Here is a 19,839-nt window from a genome sequence, read left to right as displayed (position 1 = left end):
AGAAAGATATAAGAGGATTTAAACATGGTTGTTAAAACAGTTGTTGAAGCACAAGACATTTTTGACAAAGCCTGGGAAGGCTTCCAAGGGGAAGACTGGAAAGAAAGAGCCAGCGTCTCACGCTTTGTACAAGCTAACTACACTCCTTATGATGGAGACGAAAGCTTCCTAGCTGGACCAACTGAACGTTCTCTTCACATCAAGAAGATTGTTGAAGAAACAAAAGCACACTACGAAGAAACTCGTTTCCCATACGATACTCGTCCAACTTCTATCGCTGATATCGCAGCTGGATACATCGACAAAGAAAATGAAGTCATCTTCGGTATCCAAAACGATGAATTGTTCAAATTGAACTTCATGCCTCGTGGTGGTATCCGTATGGCGGAAACTACTTTGAAAGAAAATGGATATGAACCAGATCCAGCTGTGCATGAAATCTTCACTAAATATGTAACAACAGTTAACGACGGTATTTTCCGTGCTTATACTACAAACATCCGTCGTGCACGTCACGCTCACACTGTAACTGGTCTTCCAGATGCATACTCACGTGGACGTATCATCGGGGTTTATGCTCGTTTGGCCCTTTACGGAGCTGACTACTTGATGGCTGAAAAAGCAAACGACTGGAACGCGATTACTGAAATCGATGAAGAATCAATCCGTCTTCGTGAAGAAGTAAACCTTCAATACCAAGCACTTCAAGAAGTTGTTAAATTGGGTGACCTTTATGGTGTAGACGTACGTCGTCCTGCCTTCGATACAAAAGAAGCAATCCAATGGACAAACATCGCCTTCATGGCTGTCTGCCGTGTGATCAACGGTGCTGCTACTTCTCTTGGACGTGTGCCAATCGTTTTGGATATCTACGCTGAACGTGACTTGGCTCGTGGTACTTACACTGAATCTGAAATCCAAGAATTCGTTGATGATTTCGTTATGAAACTTCGTACAGTTAAATTTGCTCGTACAAAAGCTTACGACCAATTGTACTCAGGTGACCCAACCTTCATCACAACTTCTATGGCTGGTATGGGTAACGACGGACGTCACCGTGTTACTAAGATGGACTTCCGTTTCTTGAACACTTTGGACAACATCGGTAACTCTCCAGAACCAAACTTGACAGTTCTTTGGACTGACAAATTGCCATACAGCTTCCGTCGCTACTGTATGCACATGAGCCACAAACACTCTTCTATCCAATACGAAGGTGTAACTACTATGGCTAAAGACGGATACGGTGAAATGAGCTGTATCTCATGTTGTGTATCTCCACTTGACCCAGAAAACGAAGAACAACGCCACAACATCCAGTACTTCGGTGCTCGTGTTAACGTTCTTAAAGCTCTTCTTACTGGTTTGAACGGTGGTTACGACGACGTTCATAAAGACTACAAAGTATTTGACATCGATCCTATCCGTGACGAAGTTCTTGAATTCGAATCTGTTAAAGCAAACTTCGAAAAATCACTTGACTGGTTGACAGATACTTACGTAGATGCTTTGAACATCATCCACTACATGACTGATAAGTACAACTACGAAGCTGTTCAAATGGCCTTCTTGCCAACTCACCAACGCGCAAACATGGGATTCGGTATCTGTGGATTCGCTAACACTGTTGATACATTGTCAGCAATCAAATACGCTACTGTTAAACCAATCCGTGACGAAGATGGCTACATCTACGATTACGAAACAATCGGTGAATACCCACGTTGGGGTGAAGATGACCCACGTTCTAACGAATTGGCAGAATGGTTGATCGAAGCTTACACTACTCGTCTTCGCAGCCACAAACTTTACAAGAATGCAGAAGCTACAGTTTCACTTTTGACTATCACTTCTAACGTTGCTTACTCTAAACAAACTGGTAACTCACCAGTCCACAAAGGGGTATACCTCAACGAAGATGGTTCTGTGAACACAAGCAAATTGGAATTCTTCTCACCAGGTGCTAACCCATCTAACAAAGCTAAAGGTGGATGGTTGCAAAACTTGAACTCACTTGCTAGCCTTGACTTTGGTTACGCAGCTGACGGTATCTCATTGACAACTCAAGTATCACCACGTGCTCTTGGTAAAACTCGTGACGAACAAGTAGACAACTTGGTAACTATCCTTGATGGATACTTCGAAAACGGTGGACAACACGTTAACTTGAACGTTATGGACTTGTCAGACGTTTACGAAAAGATCATGAGCGGTGAAGATGTTATCGTACGTATTTCTGGATACTGTGTAAACACTAAATACCTCACTCCAGAACAAAAAACTGAATTGACACAACGTGTCTTCCACGAAGTTCTTTCTATGGATGATGCATTGAGCTAAGATTCAAATAGATTTTTCAAACCAGTCGGAAACGGCTGGTTTTTTCTCGCCCTGTCTTGGCTAAATCCGTGGTAACACTAGTACAAATCAGTGAAATTTTGATATAATGGAGACAATCTATTAACAGAACAGGAAGAACAATGGAAGCGTCTAAAGATATGGACCGCGTGATTGACGTCCTCATGTTGGCAGGAACCCTCCTTTTAGAGAGCGGTTCTGAAATCCATCGGGTGGAGGATACCATGATCCGGATTGCTCATTCTCAAGGAATCGATGATTGCAATGCCTTAGCGATGCCAGTCGCTATTTTCTTTTCAATCGAAAACGCCAATATCACACGGATGAAGCGGATCCTGCGGACCAATTACAATATCGAGAAGGTCTGTGATGTCAATCAGATTTCTCGCCAATTAGTCTCTGGGCACATCGATCTCGAAGAAGCCTACCAAGCCTTGAGCCAATTGAAGCAGAAAGCAGTTCCTTATACCAATCTCCAGTTAACCATCGCGGCTACTCTTAGTGCCCCTTTTTTCTCCATTATGTTTGGCGGGAATTTTTATGATGCGATAGGAGCAGGTATTGCGACCGTCTTTGCCTTTGCTTTCTCTCTAGTAGTTGAGAAATACGTGCGCATCCCTTTTGCCACTGCTTTTGCGGCAGCCTTTGTCTTTGGCTTTTTGGCCCATATTTGGTCTCAATATAGTGGTTTTCCTTCCAATACTGATCTCATTATTGCCGGTTGTGTCATGCCTTTCGTTCCTGGGATTGCTATGACCAATGCCGTAAGGGATCTGATGAACAACCACCTCAACTCTGGGATGAGTAAACTCTTTGAAACCCTGCTCATTACCCTTGCCCTTGGTGCCGGAACGACCGTCGCTCTTGTCCTTATGAAATAGAATCATGAATCTAATTGAATTTTTAATCCAAGCCGTGGCGAGTTTGATTGCCATCATTACCTTTTTAATCGTCCTCAACGTGCAACGTTCCATGTTAATCCCTGGAGGAGTTCTAGGAATGGCTATTTGGTTGCTCTACTATATCTTGAAAGGACCTACCAATGTTATTATCGCGACGTTTATTGCAGCGATTGTGGGTTCTTGTATCAGTCAAATTTTAAGTATTATCTACAAGACGCCTGTCGTTGTCTTTATGCTGGCTATTCTTGCTCCCTTGGTTCCTGGATATATTTCCTATCGGACCACCTCCTTCTTTGTTAGCGGCCAATATCGGCAAGCCATGACCAGTGTGACCTTGGTTGTTATTCTAGCCTTGGTCATCTCTATCGGGATGGCTAGCGGGTCTGTTGTCTTGAAACTCTACCATTCTTACCAACGCCATCAAAAAAGAAAAATGACCAATGCCAACTAGCATTGGTTTTTCAAAACTTATATATGTAATCGCTTGCATTTTTATTTAAAAGGAGTACAATGATAGTGAAAAAACAAATCCTTTAAAGTATGTGAGGTACTGTACGATGCTAAACAAGTATATCAAGTATCTTCCTTGGGTGATTCTAGGAGCCTTCTCCTCCTATCTATCAGCGACTTACTATGCCCGCAATTCATTTGACTTGTTCTATCTGACCTTGATCTTTCTGATTGCGGACATCGCTATACTCGTCTTCTACGAAAATGTTCTAAGAGACAAATGCAAAGAACTCTTCATACGGGTTATGAGTAACCCTAAGAAAGATAAGCAAGCATAAGAGTTGAAAAGGCTGGGACAAAAGTCCTAGCCTCTCAATTGTTTTTGGATTGTCGAGCAAGACGCAGTGGTTGAGTGGGCTCTACTACGCTGATTTCATCAGCTTTTACAGCCCTACTCAACTGTGCGGAGGTGGGACGACGAAATCGAATTCTAACGAATTACCGATTTATGTCCCACTCTCTTTTGTTTTTCGTCCTCTTTTTTTCAAAAAATCCCCTTGCCCAACTCGGTCCTAAGAATGATTTCCAGACTGTTCTGGCTTTTTCAAGGGAGTTTTGCTCTCAAATATGGTAAAATAGTAACGAAATATACTAGTAGATATCAAATTAAAAGAGGTTATTTATGACAATCGGTATTGATAAGATTGGATTTGCGACCAGCCAGTATGTCTTGCGCTTAAGTGAGCTAGCGGCTGCTCGAAATACTGATCCAGAAAAACTCAGTAAAGGGCTCTTATTGAAAGAACTGAGTATTGCCCCTATTACAGAGGATATCGTCACACTTGGAGCAAGTGCCAGCCATAGTATTTTAACCGAAGAAGAAAAAGAAGAAATCGATATGGTCATCTTAGCGACCGAGTCAGGAATTGATCAGAGTAAGGCTGCTGCTGTTTTCGTTCACGGACTTCTGGGAATCCAACCCTTTGCTCGGAGCTTTGAAATGAAGGAAGCCTGCTATGCTGCAACGGCCGCTTTGGACTATGCTAAACTTCATGTTGAAAAGTTCCCACAGAGCAAGGTCTTGGTCATTGCCAGCGATATTGCAAAATATGGGATCGACACCCCTGGAGAACCGACTCAAGGAGCTGGATCTGTCGCTATGCTAGTGACGCAGAACCCACGTATCCTAGCCTTTAATGATGATAATGTAGCTCAGACCCGTGACGTCATGGATTTCTGGCGTCCCAACTACTCCAGTACACCCTTTGTCAACGGGATTTATTCGACCCAACAGTACTTGGATTGCCTGAAAACAACTTGGACAGAGTATCAAAAACGGACTGGTTTAACCTTGGATGATTTTGCGGCGGTCTGCTTCCACCTGCCTTATCCTAAGCTCGCCCTCAAGGGCTTAAAAAAGATTCTTGACAAGTCTCTTTCTCCTGAGAAACAAGCCCAATTGCAATACAATTTTGAACAATCCATTCTCTACAGTCAAAAGGTTGGGAATATCTATACGGGCTCCCTCTTCCTAGGTTTGCTTTCTCTCTTAGAGAATCAGCCTCAACTAGTGGCTGGCGACCGCATCGCCCTCTATGGATATGGAAGTGGTGCAGTCGCTGAGATTTTTAGTGCTCACTTAGTCGAAGGATTTGAGCAAATGCTCCATCCAAATCGTATGGCAGAATTGGATCAGCGAAAAACTCTTACGATTGCTGAATATGAGAAGATCTTCTTCGAAGAGGCACAATTAGATGCTGAAGGTAATCAAACCTTCCAAGGTTACCAAGATCAAACCTATGCCTTATCAGAAATCAACGAACACCAACGAACCTATGTAAAGGTAGAACAACATGGTTAAATTAACTGGTTTTTCAAAAGCAAGTCCAGCAGAGCGCATCGAGAAACTAGCTCAGGCCGGACTCCTTTCAGAAGAAGGTCTACAAACAGTAAGGGACAATGACACATTGCCCCTTTCTCTTGCCAATGAAATGGTCGAAAATGTCCTCGGCACCTTGGCTTTACCCTTTGGTCTGGCTCCTGGCTTCCAGGTAGATGGTCAGGAAATCCAAGTCCCAATGGTGACGGAAGAACCCTCTGTCATCGCTGCTGCTTCTTACGCTGCTGGACTAATCAAGCGCTCAGGTGGGTTTCAGACCCAGGTTCACAAGCGTCAAATGATCGGTCAAGTAGCTCTTTATGACGTTAGCCATAAAGAAAAGGCCAGTCAGGCGATTGCAGAAGCTAAGGAAGAACTGCTCCAACTGGCCAATCAAGCCTATCCTTCCATTGTTAAACGGGGAGGTGGGGCACGAGATCTCTGGACGGAGGTGAAAGGGGACTTTCTCATCTGCTACCTGTCTGTTGATCCCAAAGAGGCCATGGGAGCCAACATGCTCAATACCATGCTAGAAGCCCTGGTCAACCCTTTAGAAGATTTATCCGAGGGGCAGGGATTAATGGCCATTCTGTCTAACCTATCGACAGATGCCCTGGTCACTGCAAGTTGTCACATAGACTACCGCTTCCTCAGTCGCGATCCCAAGGAAGCGGCTGAAATTGCTCAGAAAATGGCTCTGGCCAGCCAATTGGCAGCTGTTGATCCTTATCGAGCAGCCACTCACAACAAGGGAATTTTCAATGGCATCGATGCTGTCGTCTTGGCAACTGGGAATGACTGGCGGGCGATTGAAGCAGGCGGCCATACCTATGCTAGTCGATCTGGACAAGCTCAAGGACTATCTAACTGGATAGCTCATCCAGATCAGCAAGTCCTAGAAGGCCAGCTGACTCTTCCCATGCCTATCGCTACCAAGGGAGGCTCCATAGGACTCAATCCAAGTGTCCAAGTGGCTCATGACCTACTTGGAAATCCCGAAGCCCAAACTCTTGCGCGGATCATTGTTTCCGTTGGCCTGGCTCAAAACTTTGCAGCGCTTAAGGCCTTGGTCAGCACCGGTATTCAGCATGGGCATATGAAACTCCAGGCTAAGTCACTCACCCTACTTGCTGGCGCTAGTCCGTCAGAGGTAGCTCAAGTGGTCCAAGCCCTGCTAGAAGACAAACCCTTTAACCTGGAAAAAGCCCAAGCTGTTTTAGAGAACATTCGTCAAAGCAAGTAAAAAATCCTTCCGTGCAAACGGAGGGATTTTTGCTAGTTTCTTCAAGTTAATCATGGGTAGAGGATATTTGTTCGTATCCTTCTTTTACGCGGCCATAAAGAAGGTAGGGAACCTTTCTCAAATCAGCAAGTGTCTGACAAGAAAGAGCACACATGATCAGGCGTAAATCCTCCTTCCAAGCATTGACTTGGGCGATGACCTCTTCAATCGGCTGTGTCTCGACCAATTCTAAGATGGTCCGAGAAAGACCGACCCCCTTGGCTCCTAGAACCAGTGCTTTGATCATATCCAAAGGATGACGAACGCCACCAGAGGCGAGAACCTCGACCTGATCCATCAGTGGTTGAGCCCCAAGCAGGGCTTGGACTGTTGTTTGTCCCCAGTCATTGAGATAGGAACGATTGCCTCCCCGACGGTTTTCGATATAGGCAAAACTGGTCCCGCCTCTACCAGAGATATCAACGGTCCTGACACCTAGTTCGATGGCTCTTTGGATAGTTCCGGCGTCCATACCAAAACCGACCTCTTTTAGCACCAACGGCACAGGTAGATGCTTTGCATAGTCTGCTAAATGGTCTCGCCAGTTTCTAAAGCTTCGTTCCCCTTCGGGCATGAGAAGCTCCTGCATGAGGTTGACATGGAGTTGGAGAAAGAGAGGCTGGGTCTCCTCGATCGTCTGTAAGCCCAGTTCAAGCGGTTTGTCAATCCCGATATTGGTCGCAAAGAGAAGATCCGGATAAAGGTCCTTGACTCGATAGGAGCTGTCCTGGGGATCTTTTAAAGCTGCACTATAGGACCCCGTCACAAAGAGAATGCCACAGGCTTCTGCCACCTGAGCCAATTTTCGATTGATTTCTCCCCCCTTGGCACTACCACCTGTCATGGCATTGATATAAAAAGGGTAGTCCCAATCACGACCCGCAAAATGGGTCTTCAAATCCACCTCATCTAAATCGATAGTTGGTAAAGAGGAATGAATCAACTCAACCTCATCAAAGCTATTGTAACCTGGAGTTTGCTCCAAGGCCAAGCGAATATGTTCATCCTTTCGGTTGGTCGTCATACTCTCCCATCCTTTCTGCATATAATAAAGCAATCCCTGCTTTTTGCCAGCGTCTGACGATTTCTTGGGCAGCTGCCTCCTCAAATGCGAGGGCAATCCCACAATCTCCTCCTCCAGCGCCACTGGATTTTGCAATGACCTCTAGTCCCTCTTCTGCCCTCTTTAATTGGGCCAATTTTTTGGTATAAATCACCTCATTGAGAGATCGAAGTAAGTCGCTCGCCCGACTGATAGAAGACCAGGCCAAGTCTCGATCTGCCTCTTGAAAGGCCACTAAAAGGTCTTGTACAGCCTGCTCCGTCCCCTCTAAGAAAACAGGATCAATAGCTGAACGAACCTGGTTAATCAACTCTCTTGAAATAGCAGGTTCTTGGGTCCAGCCTACTAAAAAAGTATAGGACAACTGAGGGGCAAGAGGCTTAATTTCATAACCCCAATCCAGGTCTAAGACTTGGTCCAGACCCTGATCTTGTAATTGCTCAGCCAGTGCCCGTCTGTCAAAAGAGCGGTAGCTAACCAAGCCTTCATAGGCAATACAAGCTAGGTCTCCCATAGAGCCATTGTCTCCACGTCGAATTAAGACCAAACAGGCCAAACGAAAGAGCAAGTCTGCTGACAGGGGAAAATCATAAAGAGCTACCATGGCTTTAAGGGTCAACAAGACCACACTGCCACTAGAGCCGATTCCGAATTTCTTACCTTCTCGCTCAAATTTCCCCTCAATACCTAAATCAAAGGGAGCAAGTGCCACTCCTTGTGACTGGAGGTAGGCGTTCATCAGATGCACGGTTTCTTGGATCAGGGCATAGTCCGCCTGCGGGGTCAAATCAACCGCAAAGGAAAACATGTCCGACTGAATCCGATAAGTAGATGCTGGTTGGATTTCTGCCTGCATGTAAATGGGAATAAACTGAATAATGGCTGTTTGTCCCGGGGTTAAGATAGAATATTCCCCAGCGATATACAACTTCCCACCTGCTCGAACTGCTTTCTTATTCTTCATGGGATAGATCCTTGGTCTTGGAAACAATAATACGGTAGTCTTGTTCAAAAAGTGAAACCAACTCTTCCAGATCCTCTTCTAGACAGAGAACCTTCACATTCGGACCTGCGTCCATGGTGAAGTAGCACCGTTTCCCTTCGTTACGAAGAGAGCGGACAAAATCCATGGCCTCGTAACTCTTATCCGTCAAATAGGAGAAGGCTGGGCTAGCAGTCTTGGTTGTAGAATGCATGAGAAGAGCATTTCGTTCGGTCAATTCCCCTACTTTTTCAAAGTCATTGTCCTTCAGGTAAGCCAGCATATCTTGGTAATCCTGAGCTGACTGGCGGATCCATTCTTGGAAATTGGTAGAGGTTTCCGTGCACCGCTTCATCCCTTCCCGACTAGAAAGAATTTTTTGTTGGTCGTTTAACACCAGCATAATCATCGCCAGTTTGAGGTCCGTTTCCACCTGGTAGATTGCTCCAGTATCCTTGTCCCAAGCCGCTAGAGGACCAAAGAAAGAACGAGAAGACGATCCGGAGGCAAACTTAGCCGCTTGAGCTTGTTCTGCCTGTGTCATTCCCAGTTGGTAATAGCGATTGCAGGCTTTTACCAAGGCAGATAGACCACTGGAACTAGAAGAAAGTCCTGCAGCTGTCGGCATGTTGTTGCTGGTATCAACCCGCACAAAGCCTGTTTCCCCTTCTGGTTTAAAGCGGTCGATGACTGCTCCAATCTTGGCCTGCTCCGCTTCATTCTGGAAGACCCCATCAATATAGAAGGCATGGGCCTTGGCCTCAGGACCTAAAGGACTGAGGCGCGTCTCTGTATACATATTTTCCAAGGTCAAGGAAATGGAACTAGTTGATGGCACCATGGCTTCACTGTTTTCCTTGCCCCAATACTTAATTATGGCGATATTGGCATACGATTTTACACTTACAGGCTTTCGATCCATAACTCCTTCACTCCTTTATTTCTTAGTTCTTTTGCGATGATTTCTGCTTGTTCCTGGTCTGCAGCAAGGGCAATGATACAGCCACCGAGCCCGCCACCGCTCATCTTGGCTCCCAAGGCTCCACTCGCTAAGGCTAGTTCCACCAACTGATCCGCTTCTGGACAACTCACTCCCACTGCCTGCAAATGATGATGGCAGTCTGTTAAGATACGTCCCAAGGTGGGAACATCTTTTTGAGCAAGAGCTTGTTCTGCCTGCTCGGTAAGGAGGCCGATTTCATGGAAACTAGCAAGGGCCGCTGTTCCCAAATCCTTGACCTTTTGAATGGCTTCTTTGGTATGGCCATGGATACCTGTATCTGCAATGACCAACTTGGCACCCAAATCAACTTCTAACTCACTAAAACCGACGTTGCGAATGAATTTAATCGGCTGATCACTTAGGCAAGTCTTGGCATCTAGCCCACTTGGATTCATATGGGCAATCATTTCTGCTCGATTAACCAAGATTTCCAAGGTTTCTTGGCTCAAATCTCGCTTGAAGTAATCAAAGACTGCCCGAATTGCCGCGATACTGACAGCAGCCGAGGAGCCCATCCCCCGCTGAGCTGGAATCATAGAGTCAATCCGGCAAGCGATGGCTGCCTTCTCAATCCCCAAATACTCTAAGGAAGCGTAGACGGCCATCGATAAGCTGTCATTCTCAAAAAGGACCCACGGACGCTCCGCAGGTACAATCTGACAAGTGACCTGAATGTGAAGGAGGGGCAGGGCAATAGCTGGATAGCCATAAACAACCGCATGCTCACCTATTAAAATAATCTTGCTATGTGCCTGGCCGACACCTATCGATTTCGTCATACGTCTCTCAGTTATCTTCATTCTTTTCTGCTATAGATTGCTAGATACAATCTTCTCTCCTTCCATTTTAATATAAAAAAAGAAAAAAAGCGATGGCTAAACCACGCTTCTTTCTCCGTCTTAGGAAGGATTTTTACTGGTCCCTTCCATTTCTCTTTTGATGAGCTCCATGAGTTGATTCCGATCTAGGATCCATTGGGCCCGCTCATCTTTTTCATAGGTCCGATTGGATAAGAAAACAGCTGCCAACTGGAGCTTACGGCTATAGAGAAGGAAGGTTCCTGTATAACCTGTATGGTCCAACCAGTCTCCTTCCAGATTCCAGGCCAGAGAGCGCGTCTTTCCTTCTTCTAAAGCATAGTTCTGGGAAAGGATTTCTGCAAAAGGATCCTGTAAATAATGCTCCAGGAAAATTTCCATATCTCTAATGGTCGAAAACAGACCTGCACTTCCGGCATGGACTCCCAGTACACGCGCTTTCGGATCATGGACGACGCCAGCTGGAACGCCACGAAGGGTTGGCACCGCTTGAGAAACCGGACCAAAAGTAGTCTCCTTCATTTGCCAAGGTGTAAAAACTTGCTCCTGAAAAATCTGGGCCAAATCCTGACCAAACCACTTCTCCAGAAGAAAGCCCAATAAAAGAAAATTGACATCTGTATAGTGGAACTGGCGATTGTCCTTGAGCTTCAAACGGTGCAGGGCTTCTTTTAAGCCCTCAGCATCCAAGTCATCTCGTCCGGGGATGAAAGGATCCAAACCAGAAGTATGGGTCAAGAGCTGACGGATGGTCACCTCTGTCTGCTCCATATCCGGATAGTAGGAAGCTAAGGGACGATCGATATCGATTTTCCCTTGTTGGACCAGAAAAGCAAGAACCGTTCCAACTCCGACGACCTTACTCACACTGGCCAAATCATAGGTCAAGCCGGCAATAACTGGCTCTTGCTTGGCTGGATCAGCCAGTCCCAAGTAATACTCCTGCCAGCTTCCCTTCTGATAGAGAGCAAGAGAGGCACCTGGGTAGATGCCTGCTCCTATTTGCTCTTGAATTTTTTGGATGATTTTTTCCATTTTTCTTCACTCATTTCAATCAGCCAAAGACTTGCTTAGGCTTCGAACCACCATTCAATCTTGCTTGGATCCTCAACCAAGACAAATTGTTGCCTTTTTGGTACAAAAGTTACCTGATCTCCAAAGCAGGAGGCTAGTTCACTTGCTACAAATGGCTCTAGAATGACCTTGACCTGACAAAGGTCCCAAGTCTGTCCATTAGCTAGTGTGAGGTCCGGACCATCTGATGCTTCTAAGTCTAAATACTCTTCTAAGCCAGGTAGTTGTTGATAGAAAGCTGTAGAAGTCTCTACATTAGGTACACGAAGAACTATCTTTTCTACGAAAAACTCCGTCAAGGTTGTAAACTCTTCATTCGCTTGAAAATCTGGAACTTCCTCAATTTCAGTTAAACTGTCCACTTGCTCTTCCGCATGGAGCAAGATACGATCTCCTTCTGGCGAAAGAGCTTCAAAGGCATAGCCATTTTCCCCTCTGAAGAGGCGATCAACTTGATGACCACGAGCCAGAAGCCACTCAATTTCTTGCGGGTTGGTCACGCGAATCTTTAAGCAAGCCAAGCGTTTTGGTCCCTCAACCTTACGGGTTCTCATACTAGGGGATTCCTCTAAATAGAGGCGGTCTGTCTTCGATTGATCTCCAAGGGATAATAAAGCCCCATCTTCCAACAGGGTTTTCATTCCTAAGACCTTTTCAAAAAATTCTTGATTGACATTTCGATTGTTTGTTTTTAATACGGGTGAAATACTACTAATCTTATTTATGCACATAATTCCTCCAAGTCTTTTATATTTTAAAAGATTTTCTTTTTTTTTACAAGAAATCTTGTGCAAAAAAGACAGATTTCTCAAAATTTTGAATCTGTCTTTCTTTACTTAATATACTGTTCGTGTATGGACCCGCCCGTTTGGAGCTTCAAATTCATATTCTAAGTAATCCTGATAGGTCCCCGGTGCAATCACTCCACGAACATCTAATACAGCCGTTCCCGCCTGTCCCACAATTGAATCTGCTAACAGACAGCAATTAGTAGACAGAACAAAGTAAGATTTAAAACGCGAAGAAGTAAATTTATATAGCTCAGCCCCTAAATCATATTTCAATTTGTAAGCGTAGGTCGGCTGACCGTCTTCCAGTAACCTCCTAGGTGGATCCCAAGGTTCTAACAACTGATCAATTTCAGCTAGACGCTTCTCTACTGCCTGATTCTCTTCTTCGGTAAGGGATAGGCTGTAGCCAAACAGCGTCTTTTGACTCTCTTTTTTACATAGTTCGATGTATGGTTCCTTATCCACTTTAAACAGTACGCCATCCCCAATCGTCCCAAATAGACGCTCTGAAAAGGGATCGTAACTTCCGTAAGAAATGACCTTCCCCTGATAACAAATATCTACATGCCCAATCGCTCCAAATAAGTTGCTGTCAGAAGTATGAACCAAAATTTCTAATTCCCTTGCCTCTTCTTCTTTTTTCACCAATCGATAAGGGCCTGTGTGTCCCGCCGAGCTCCCTTTTTGAAGAAACTGGTTAAACCGTTTTAACTCCTTAGCAGGGATAAAGGCTGCAAAGATAACCGGTAGGCTAATACGAAAGCGACGTTTTAACTCTTGGCCTTGTTGGTCTTTGTCAAATAAAATACCATCTCGAATATTAGAAATCCCCAACAAGACCAGATAAGCCCCCAAGAGGATAAATTGGAAGTGCCCATCTGAACCAGGTCCCAAGACAGTTGCTAGACCAATCCCACCGTTTAAAAGCGCATCCCATAAATAGAGCCAGCCTCCTTTTACCCGATTGGCCTTATAAAGCCAAAATGTGATCCCATAGACAATGGCACTCCCCAACTGATATGCCCCTAAACAAATCACAACTAAGTTTACGGGCAGACTACTCAGTCGATTCAACCAGATCAACGCAAGTGAAAGAAAAATAAACCAAATAGAGTGGCTATAGGAAATAGACTTGCTACGTAACAAAAAGCGAAGAAGAAAGCTTCCTAGTCCATCAACTAAAAAGTAAATGGCTAATAGATCCAAGGAAAATTTGGTGAAACCAACGCCGTTTCGAAAAATGAGAATCCCAAAAATGACGGCAAGAACCCCAAACAATAAGGTCCGTCTTCTTGCAACTTGTTCAAAAGATATTTTTTTCAATATTCCTTCTCCTTATAGACGAAAGGTCTTTAGACAAATACTATTTTATCATGTATAATATAAGAAGTAAAGAACAAAGAACAAAGAAACTGATAAAAGGAGCAGCCTATGAAATACAATCAATATAGCTATCTATCTGTTGACCAAAAAGACATTCTTAAGGAACTAAAAGAAATTGGGTTTGACCTTCCCACCCACCTCCCAGAAAAAGAACTGTTTGAATGGTTTGTCCGCAAGGTTTACTTCACCTATAAAGATACAGATTATCCCCTCTCTAACCTAGTGGTGGATTCTAAAACAGACTTTTTAACTTATATCCAATCTGACCGCGAATGGTCTTCGAACATTTTTTACACAGTAGCTCTCCAGTTGCTCGGTTTCCACTATTTTATTGATTTTGAAGATACGACCAGTTTTTTGAAAGAAGTCCAATTTCCGATTGAGTATGGAAACTTGGTTGAGAACCTCTATCACCTCCTCAATACTCGAACAGTCAAAGGGAATTTACTAATTGAGCAGTTGGTCAGCGATGGCTTGATCCCCGAGGACAATCGCTACCACTTTTTCAACGGAAAAAGTCTAGCTACCTTTAACTGCCATGATGTAATCCGTGAAGTGGTCTATGTGGAGAGTCGAGTTGATAGCGACCAGGATGGTCTTCCAGATTTGGTCAAGGTCAATATTATTCGCCCACGCTATGAAGGAAAAATCCCAGCCGTCATGACTGCCAGCCCTTATCACCAAGGAACCAATGACAAGGCTAGCGACAAGGCTCTCTATAATATGAATGTGGACCTCGAGGTCAAAGAACCTCATACCATCCAAGTAGAAGAACCTCAATTAGAATTGGTGGATCCTGTCGGTTCAGCTCAACTAGTCTCTGAGGCTGAAGAAACCCTCACTCATATCAACTCCAGTTATACCCTCAATGACTACCTTCTCGCTCGTGGTTTTGCCAATCTCTACGTCTCCGGTTTAGGGACCAAGGACTCTCAAGGCTTGATGACCAATGGAGATTACCGTCAAATCGAGGCCTATAAAAATGTTATCGACTGGCTCAACGGCCGTTGCCGGGCCTTTACAGACCACAGTCGCCAACGCCAAGTCAAGGCCGATTGGTCTAACGGCAAAGTTGCTACGACGGGCTTGTCCTACCTAGGGACCATGTCCAATGGACTGGCTACCACCGGTGTCGATGGCCTAGAAGTTATCATCGCAGAAGCCGGTATCTCTTCTTGGTACAACTACTATCGGGAAAACGGACTCGTGACGAGTCCTGGCGGCTATCCTGGAGAGGATTTTGATTCGCTTGCTGAGTTGACTTATTCACGTGCCCTTCGGGCTGGAGACTATCTCCGCCACCATGCAGCCCATGTCGCTGATTTGGAAGAGGTTAAGAAGCAATTGGATCGCAAAACAGGGGACTACAACCAATTCTGGCATGACCGCAACTATCTCCTTCAGGCAGACAAAGTCAAGGCAGAGGTGGTCTTCACCCATGGATCCCAAGACTGGAATGTCAAGCCCCTCCATGTATACCAAATGTTCCAAGCCCTTCCAGCCAACATCAAGAAACACCTCTTCTATCACAATGGAGCCCATGTCTATCTCAACAACTGGCAGTCCATTGACTTCCGTGAGAGTATGAATGCCCTCCTCTCTAAAAAATTACTGGGCTATGATTCAAGTTATGAATTGCCAACCGTCATCTGGCAGGACAATACAGGGGAACAAAGTTGGACTTCCTTGGAAGACTTTGGCAATCAAACAGCCCAGCGGACCTTCCCACTGGGAGATGGTGAGAGAGTCATCCAAAACCGCTATGCGACAGAAGATTATGAGCGCTATGGCAAGGCCTATCCGACCTTCTTAACCGACCTCTACCAAGATAAGGCCCAACAAGTGACCATTGATCTTCCGATCGAAGAAGACCTGCACCTCAACGGAAAAGCTCGCCTTCACCTGCGACTCCAATCTAGCACAAACAAAGGCCTGCTTTCAGCCCAACTCATGGAGCTAGGAAGCAAGAAATACCTCCAACCCTATCCAGCTGTCCTATCCGTCCGCACCCTTGATAACGGTCGCTACCATATGCTAGACAATTTGACCGAGTTGCCATTTAAGGAAACTAGCCAACGAGTGATTACAAAAGGGTATCTCAACCTTCAAAACCGTCATGACCTCTTAGAGGTTGAGGCCGTGACGCCAGGGGAATGGATGGAACTCGACTTTGAACTCCAACCAACCATCTACAAACTGGAGAAAGGCACTACTCTTCGTCTCGTCCTTTATACAACTGATTTTGAGATCACCGTCCGCGACCAAACGGACTACCAACTCACCATTGATCTGGCCAACTCCAGCTTAACCCTTCCTGAGATGGATTAAGGAATTTCATGCTTTTTCCTTGTCGTCCCTTCCCTTGCTTGATTTGACAGCCTTGCCTACTTATGATAATATCTAAGAGAGTATTTCATAGAAAAAGAGTTTAGAGGATATTATGGCTATCGAAAAAACAGTCAGCGAAATTGCTGAAATTCTAGGAGTTAGTCGCCAAGCGGTCAATAACCGTGTCAAGGCCCTAGATCCTGAAGATACAGAAAAAAATGATAAGGGAGTTACCGTCGTAACCCGTAGTGGCTTGATCAAACTAGAAGAGATCTACAAAAAGACCATCTTTGAAGACGAGCCAGTCAGCGATGATGTGAAACAGCGTGAATTGATGGAAATTTTGGTAGATGAAAAAAATGCCGAAATCGTCCGTCTCTACGAACAACTAAAAGCAAAAGACGACCAGCTAAAATCCAAAGATGAGCAATTAGCTAAAAAGGACGAACAGTTGCGTGTCAAAGATGTTCAGATCGCTGAAAAAGACAAACAGCTCGACCAACAGCAACAGCTAACCCTTCAGGCTATGAATGACCGCGAAACATTGAAATTGGAATTAGATCAAGCCAATGAAAAGGTTCAAGAACAAGAGAGTAAAGGCTTCTGGAGACGCGTCTTTGGTCGCTAAAAACTGACTTCGGTCAGTTTTTTCTATGCCTTTGACTCCCCTCAACAATTAGAAAATCCAAAAACACCCATTAGATGAAGGAGTTCCCTTGAAAGAATTAAGCCACTATGTCTCCTTTGATTTAGAATTTAATCAATTTGAAGGAAAGTACCACATTATCCAAGTTTCTGCTGTCCGCTTTGCAGATGGCCAAGAAGTTGCCCACTATGATTCCTATGCCTATACGGATAAACCACTAAAGAGCTTTATCAATGGCCTCACCGGGATCACATCTGATAAAATCCTCCAAGCTCCCCCACTCGAGCAAGTTCTAGAGGAGTTTCGAGATTTTGTTGCAGATAGTCCCCTCATTGGATACAATGCCATCAAGAGTGACCTCCCTATCCTAGCGGAAAATGGGCTAGAGTTCACAGACCAATATGCTGTTGATGTCTTTGAAGAAGCTTCTAAACGCCGCCCTTCTGACCTCCATGGGATCAAAAACTTGCAGCTCCATACAGTTGCTCAGTTTTTAGGGGTAGCTGGAAAATCGCATGATAGTTTAGAAGATGCCCGGATGACTGCCCTTGTCTATGAAGCCTTTCTCGAATCAGACCGGGCCCGGCAACTCCTAACCGAACAAGAATCCTTTTCGACCTCTCCTTTTGGTGGATTGGACCTCTCCAATTTTTTTAACGACTAAAAAACCTCTATCATCTGATAGAGGTTTTTGAATATAGATAAACTAGTGTTTTACATAAAACAGCTAGATGACTTTCAAAAAATGACTTATATTTTTTAGTCATTTAAGAAGATGAAAAACTTTCCGCTGTGAGAAAAGTGCTAGAAACACTATTGTTTCTAGCACTCGGGAGTTTTGAGACCTTAGGCTCAAAACTAAGTCATGGAACTTCTTCGAAGTTCGCTGACGTCCGTACTCACCTAAGGAAAGTTTTTCATAAGACTTTATTTTCAATCTAAAACCTCTATCATCTGATAGAGGTTTTCTCTGTATGCTTAGAATGGTAATTTACCAGCAAAAGCTCCCAATTTTTTCTTGGTTGCTGCATCAATTTCTTCGATTGCCGCATTGATAGCTTGAACGGTCATATCAGAAAGAGTTTCTGTATCTTCTGGGTCTACTACTGCCGGGTTAAATTCGATGGATACCACCTTTTTATCACCTGTCAAGGTAGCGACGACCAAGTCCTGAGCAGACTTGCCAACAAATTGAGAAGCCGCCAATTCTGCCTGACTTTGTTCCATTTGTTTCTGAAGCTTTTGTGCTTGCTTCATCATATTTTGCATATTCATCATAAGATTTTCGAGATTCCTTTCGTATCAAGGGGTTAGGCCCTCTTGTTTAGTTTTTACTGCCCACTTCTGCCCATTTTCTAGCTAGATGGGAACTTCCCTTCTATTATAGCATGTTTTCCCCGTCCGACAAAGCTGATTTTTTATTTAAAGAGCGTCGTCACAATGAGTTGGACGTTTAAAAGAGTCAGAAGAGTAGCTACTCCATAAGCTAAATAAGTATTCCATTTTGCATTGACAAATTCTCCCATAATTTTTTTATTGGAGGTAAAGTAAACCAAGGGAAAAATTGAAAATGGTAGAGCCAGAGACAAGAAGACTTGAGAATAGACCAGCAAATCATCTAGAACACTTTCCTGGTCTCCAAAGAGAAAGGCGACAATCAGGACAGGAGTGAGGGCCAGCATCCGTGTAAAGAGGCGGACAAGCCATTGAGGAAGGCGGAATTTAAGAAAACCTTCCATGACAATTTGACCCGTCAGAGTGCCTGTAATTGTTGAATTCTGACCGCTTGCTAACAAAGCAACGGCAAAGAGCGTAGACAAAAAAGGACTTGCAATAGCTCCTGCAATGGCATTGTTTTGCAAGGCATCATACATACTAGAGAAGGCTCCAATTTCTTCTGCGTGTCCAAAAAAGAGGGCCGCTCCGAGAATCAGCAAGAGAGAGTTGACAACAAAAGCCAGGGTCAATTCAATATTAGAGTCCCAGGTCATGAAGCGCACAGCCCGACGAACATCTGCAGGATCCTCATAATCGACCTTGCGTGTCTGTGAAATGGAGGAATGCAGATAGAGATTATGAGGCATGACGGTTGCACCAATAATCCCCAAGGCTAGCGTCAAGGCTTGTGATCCCTTGGGAAGACCAATACCTACAATTTCTTTCTGAGGAAGAAAGCCAGCAAAAATGCCACCTATATCTGGTTTTGATAGGACCACAAGGTAGATAAAGATCCCCAAAATGGTCAATATTAAGGTGGAGACAATAGCCTCAATCTTACGAAAACCTAAGTGTATAAGGCCAAGGAGGAGGAAGACATCCAGGATGGTGACCAAAATAGAAAAGAGCAAGGGCCATCCGAATAGCAAATGGAGTGCAATCCCTGAACCAATGACTTCTGCTAAATCTGTCGCCATCAAGGCTAATTCAATCACTATCCAGAGAATATAGCGGAGCCACTTGGGCAAATGCGTCGCTGTTGTCTGGGCCAAATCTTTCCGATGGACAATCCCTAGTTTCCCAGCCATCTGTTGCAATTGCATGGCAATCAAGGAAGACAAGAGAACCACCGACAAGAGCAAGTAACGATAGTGAGCCCCTCCAACAACGCTGGTGATCCAGTTCCCAGGATCCATGTAGCCCACTGCTACTAGGCTCCCTGGACCTGAAAATAATAACAAGGTCCTCCAAAAAGAAGTTCCCTTGGGAACCTTGACGGATTGATTGATTTCTTGGAGCGATTTCCGCTCTAACTGTTCTAAACTCATGATATCCTTCTTTCCATGATGTCACTTCCCCTTGATTATAGCACAAATGAAAGGTTTCGGTAAATTTTCTTCGCATTTTCAAAAAAAGATACCTTTCCTCACTCCCGCTTCCCCA

At 44.6% G+C, this 19,839-nt stretch carries 18 protein-coding genes; 9 read left to right on the top strand and 9 right to left on the bottom strand.

Annotated features, from left to right (window positions below; genetic code table 11):
- Positions 1-24: 24 nt before the first annotated feature.
- From pflB to AC3E8G_RS00675, 6 genes are all read left to right on the top strand, one after another.
- Positions 25-2,340 carry a formate C-acetyltransferase gene (pflB, locus tag AC3E8G_RS00700; protein ID WP_048688403.1) on the top strand — a complete coding sequence of 772 codons (2,316 nt, stop codon included), beginning with the start codon at positions 25-27 and terminating at the stop codon, positions 2,338-2,340.
- A 140-nt stretch (positions 2,341-2,480) separates the two neighbouring features.
- Positions 2,481-3,239, top strand: coding sequence for a threonine/serine exporter family protein (locus AC3E8G_RS00695; protein WP_490676776.1), 759 nt, complete (start codon positions 2,481-2,483; stop codon positions 3,237-3,239).
- Between the two features lie 4 nt (positions 3,240-3,243).
- Positions 3,244-3,711, top strand: coding sequence for a threonine/serine exporter family protein (locus AC3E8G_RS00690; protein WP_490676775.1), 468 nt, complete (start codon positions 3,244-3,246; stop codon positions 3,709-3,711).
- Between the two features lie 106 nt (positions 3,712-3,817).
- The gene (locus tag AC3E8G_RS00685; RefSeq protein WP_490676773.1) at positions 3,818-4,048 is read left to right on the top strand and encodes a hypothetical protein; all 231 of its coding nucleotides are present in this window, start codon (positions 3,818-3,820) and stop codon (positions 4,046-4,048) included.
- Between the two features lie 344 nt (positions 4,049-4,392).
- A complete protein-coding gene (locus AC3E8G_RS00680; RefSeq protein ID WP_490676772.1) occupies positions 4,393-5,571 on the top strand; it encodes a hydroxymethylglutaryl-CoA synthase in 1,179 nt (392 codons plus the stop codon).
- Complete coding sequence (locus AC3E8G_RS00675; protein WP_490676770.1) at positions 5,564-6,832, top strand: hydroxymethylglutaryl-CoA reductase, degradative; 1,269 nt, start codon at positions 5,564-5,566, stop codon at positions 6,830-6,832. Before AC3E8G_RS00680 ends, AC3E8G_RS00675 begins: the two co-directional genes overlap by 8 nt.
- Before the next feature lie 46 nt (positions 6,833-6,878).
- Here AC3E8G_RS00675 and fni read toward each other — a convergent pair whose 3' ends face one another.
- The 7 genes from fni to AC3E8G_RS00640 all read right to left on the bottom strand — a co-directional run bounded on the left by fni (position 6,879) and on the right by AC3E8G_RS00640 (position 13,925).
- Positions 6,879-7,895 (bottom strand): type 2 isopentenyl-diphosphate Delta-isomerase, encoded by a 1,017-nt coding sequence (gene fni / locus AC3E8G_RS00670; protein WP_490676768.1) that lies wholly within the window; start codon positions 7,893-7,895, stop codon positions 6,879-6,881.
- On the bottom strand, positions 7,873-8,898 hold the full coding sequence (locus tag AC3E8G_RS00665) for a phosphomevalonate kinase (protein WP_490676767.1): 1,026 nt from the start codon (positions 8,896-8,898) through the stop codon (positions 7,873-7,875). The genes fni and AC3E8G_RS00665 overlap by 23 nt, the downstream gene beginning before the upstream one ends.
- A complete protein-coding gene (mvaD, locus tag AC3E8G_RS00660; protein WP_490676766.1) occupies positions 8,888-9,838 on the bottom strand; it encodes a diphosphomevalonate decarboxylase in 951 nt (316 codons plus the stop codon). The genes AC3E8G_RS00665 and mvaD overlap by 11 nt, the downstream gene beginning before the upstream one ends.
- Entirely contained in the window at positions 9,820-10,698 is an 879-nt protein-coding gene (gene mvk / locus AC3E8G_RS00655) for a mevalonate kinase (RefSeq protein WP_490676765.1), read from the bottom strand. Before mvk ends, mvaD begins: the two co-directional genes overlap by 19 nt.
- Positions 10,699-10,818: 120 nt before the next feature.
- A complete protein-coding gene (locus tag AC3E8G_RS00650) occupies positions 10,819-11,772 on the bottom strand; it encodes a serine hydrolase domain-containing protein (RefSeq protein WP_154857258.1) in 954 nt (317 codons plus the stop codon).
- A 35-nt stretch (positions 11,773-11,807) separates the two neighbouring features.
- Positions 11,808-12,542, bottom strand: coding sequence for a CppA N-terminal domain-containing protein (locus tag AC3E8G_RS00645; RefSeq protein WP_490676764.1), 735 nt, complete (start codon positions 12,540-12,542; stop codon positions 11,808-11,810).
- Positions 12,543-12,647: 105 nt separating this feature from the next.
- Positions 12,648-13,925 carry an HdeD family acid-resistance protein gene (locus AC3E8G_RS00640; RefSeq protein ID WP_490676763.1) on the bottom strand — a complete coding sequence of 426 codons (1,278 nt, stop codon included), beginning with the start codon at positions 13,923-13,925 and terminating at the stop codon, positions 12,648-12,650.
- Positions 13,926-14,033: 108 nt separating this feature from the next.
- Here AC3E8G_RS00640 and AC3E8G_RS00635 point away from each other — a divergent pair, with 108 nt between their 5' ends.
- The 3 genes from AC3E8G_RS00635 (at position 14,034) to AC3E8G_RS00625 (ending at position 17,623) form a co-directional block, all read left to right on the top strand.
- Positions 14,034-16,313, top strand: a complete 2,280-nt coding sequence (locus AC3E8G_RS00635) for a Xaa-Pro dipeptidyl-peptidase (protein WP_490676762.1) — start codon at positions 14,034-14,036, stop codon at positions 16,311-16,313.
- Between the two features lie 112 nt (positions 16,314-16,425).
- Positions 16,426-16,941: a DUF536 domain-containing protein gene (locus AC3E8G_RS00630; protein ID WP_048690819.1), complete on the top strand. Its 516-nt coding sequence runs from the start codon at positions 16,426-16,428 to the stop codon at positions 16,939-16,941.
- 88 nt (positions 16,942-17,029) lie between these two features.
- A complete protein-coding gene (locus AC3E8G_RS00625) occupies positions 17,030-17,623 on the top strand; it encodes a 3'-5' exonuclease (protein ID WP_048690821.1) in 594 nt (197 codons plus the stop codon).
- Positions 17,624-17,937: 314 nt separating this feature from the next.
- Here the strand turns inward: AC3E8G_RS00625 and AC3E8G_RS00620 are convergent, their stop codons facing one another.
- Together AC3E8G_RS00620 and AC3E8G_RS00615 are read right to left on the bottom strand one after the other, a co-directional pair.
- Positions 17,938-18,237, bottom strand: coding sequence for a YbaB/EbfC family nucleoid-associated protein (locus tag AC3E8G_RS00620; RefSeq protein ID WP_048690824.1), 300 nt, complete (start codon positions 18,235-18,237; stop codon positions 17,938-17,940).
- Positions 18,238-18,377: 140 nt separating this feature from the next.
- Positions 18,378-19,724 carry an Nramp family divalent metal transporter gene (locus AC3E8G_RS00615; RefSeq protein WP_490676761.1) on the bottom strand — a complete coding sequence of 449 codons (1,347 nt, stop codon included), beginning with the start codon at positions 19,722-19,724 and terminating at the stop codon, positions 18,378-18,380.
- Positions 19,725-19,839 lie beyond the last annotated feature (115 nt).

This window comes from Streptococcus sp. SCPM-O-B-15294 (M123) (assembly GCF_058200455.1).
Note: the sequence above shows the minus strand (reverse complement) of the source record. Positions and strands in the feature narration are given on the sequence as shown.

Coding starts and splice junctions, on each gene's coding strand:
- AC3E8G_RS00695 (WP_490676776.1), top strand. CDS start 2,481: ATGGAAGCGTCTAAAGATATGGACCGCGTGATTGACGTCCTCATGTTG.
- AC3E8G_RS00685 (WP_490676773.1), top strand. CDS start 3,818: ATGCTAAACAAGTATATCAAGTATCTTCCTTGGGTGATTCTAGGAGCC.
- mvaD (WP_490676766.1), bottom strand. CDS start 9,838: ATGGATCGAAAGCCTGTAAGTGTAAAATCGTATGCCAATATCGCCATA.
- AC3E8G_RS00650 (WP_154857258.1), bottom strand. CDS start 11,772: ATGGAAAAAATCATCCAAAAAATTCAAGAGCAAATAGGAGCAGGCATC.
- AC3E8G_RS00620 (WP_048690824.1), bottom strand. CDS start 18,237: ATGATGAATATGCAAAATATGATGAAGCAAGCACAAAAGCTTCAGAAA.
- AC3E8G_RS00690 (WP_490676775.1), top strand. CDS start 3,244: ATGAATCTAATTGAATTTTTAATCCAAGCCGTGGCGAGTTTGATTGCC.
- AC3E8G_RS00675 (WP_490676770.1), top strand. CDS start 5,564: ATGGTTAAATTAACTGGTTTTTCAAAAGCAAGTCCAGCAGAGCGCATC.
- AC3E8G_RS00630 (WP_048690819.1), top strand. CDS start 16,426: ATGGCTATCGAAAAAACAGTCAGCGAAATTGCTGAAATTCTAGGAGTT.
- AC3E8G_RS00615 (WP_490676761.1), bottom strand. CDS start 19,724: ATGAGTTTAGAACAGTTAGAGCGGAAATCGCTCCAAGAAATCAATCAA.
- AC3E8G_RS00635 (WP_490676762.1), top strand. CDS start 14,034: ATGAAATACAATCAATATAGCTATCTATCTGTTGACCAAAAAGACATT.
- fni (WP_490676768.1), bottom strand. CDS start 7,895: ATGACGACCAACCGAAAGGATGAACATATTCGCTTGGCCTTGGAGCAA.
- pflB (WP_048688403.1), top strand. CDS start 25: ATGGTTGTTAAAACAGTTGTTGAAGCACAAGACATTTTTGACAAAGCC.
- mvk (WP_490676765.1), bottom strand. CDS start 10,698: ATGACGAAATCGATAGGTGTCGGCCAGGCACATAGCAAGATTATTTTA.
- AC3E8G_RS00645 (WP_490676764.1), bottom strand. CDS start 12,542: ATGTGCATAAATAAGATTAGTAGTATTTCACCCGTATTAAAAACAAAC.
- AC3E8G_RS00680 (WP_490676772.1), top strand. CDS start 4,393: ATGACAATCGGTATTGATAAGATTGGATTTGCGACCAGCCAGTATGTC.
- AC3E8G_RS00665 (WP_490676767.1), bottom strand. CDS start 8,898: ATGAAGAATAAGAAAGCAGTTCGAGCAGGTGGGAAGTTGTATATCGCT.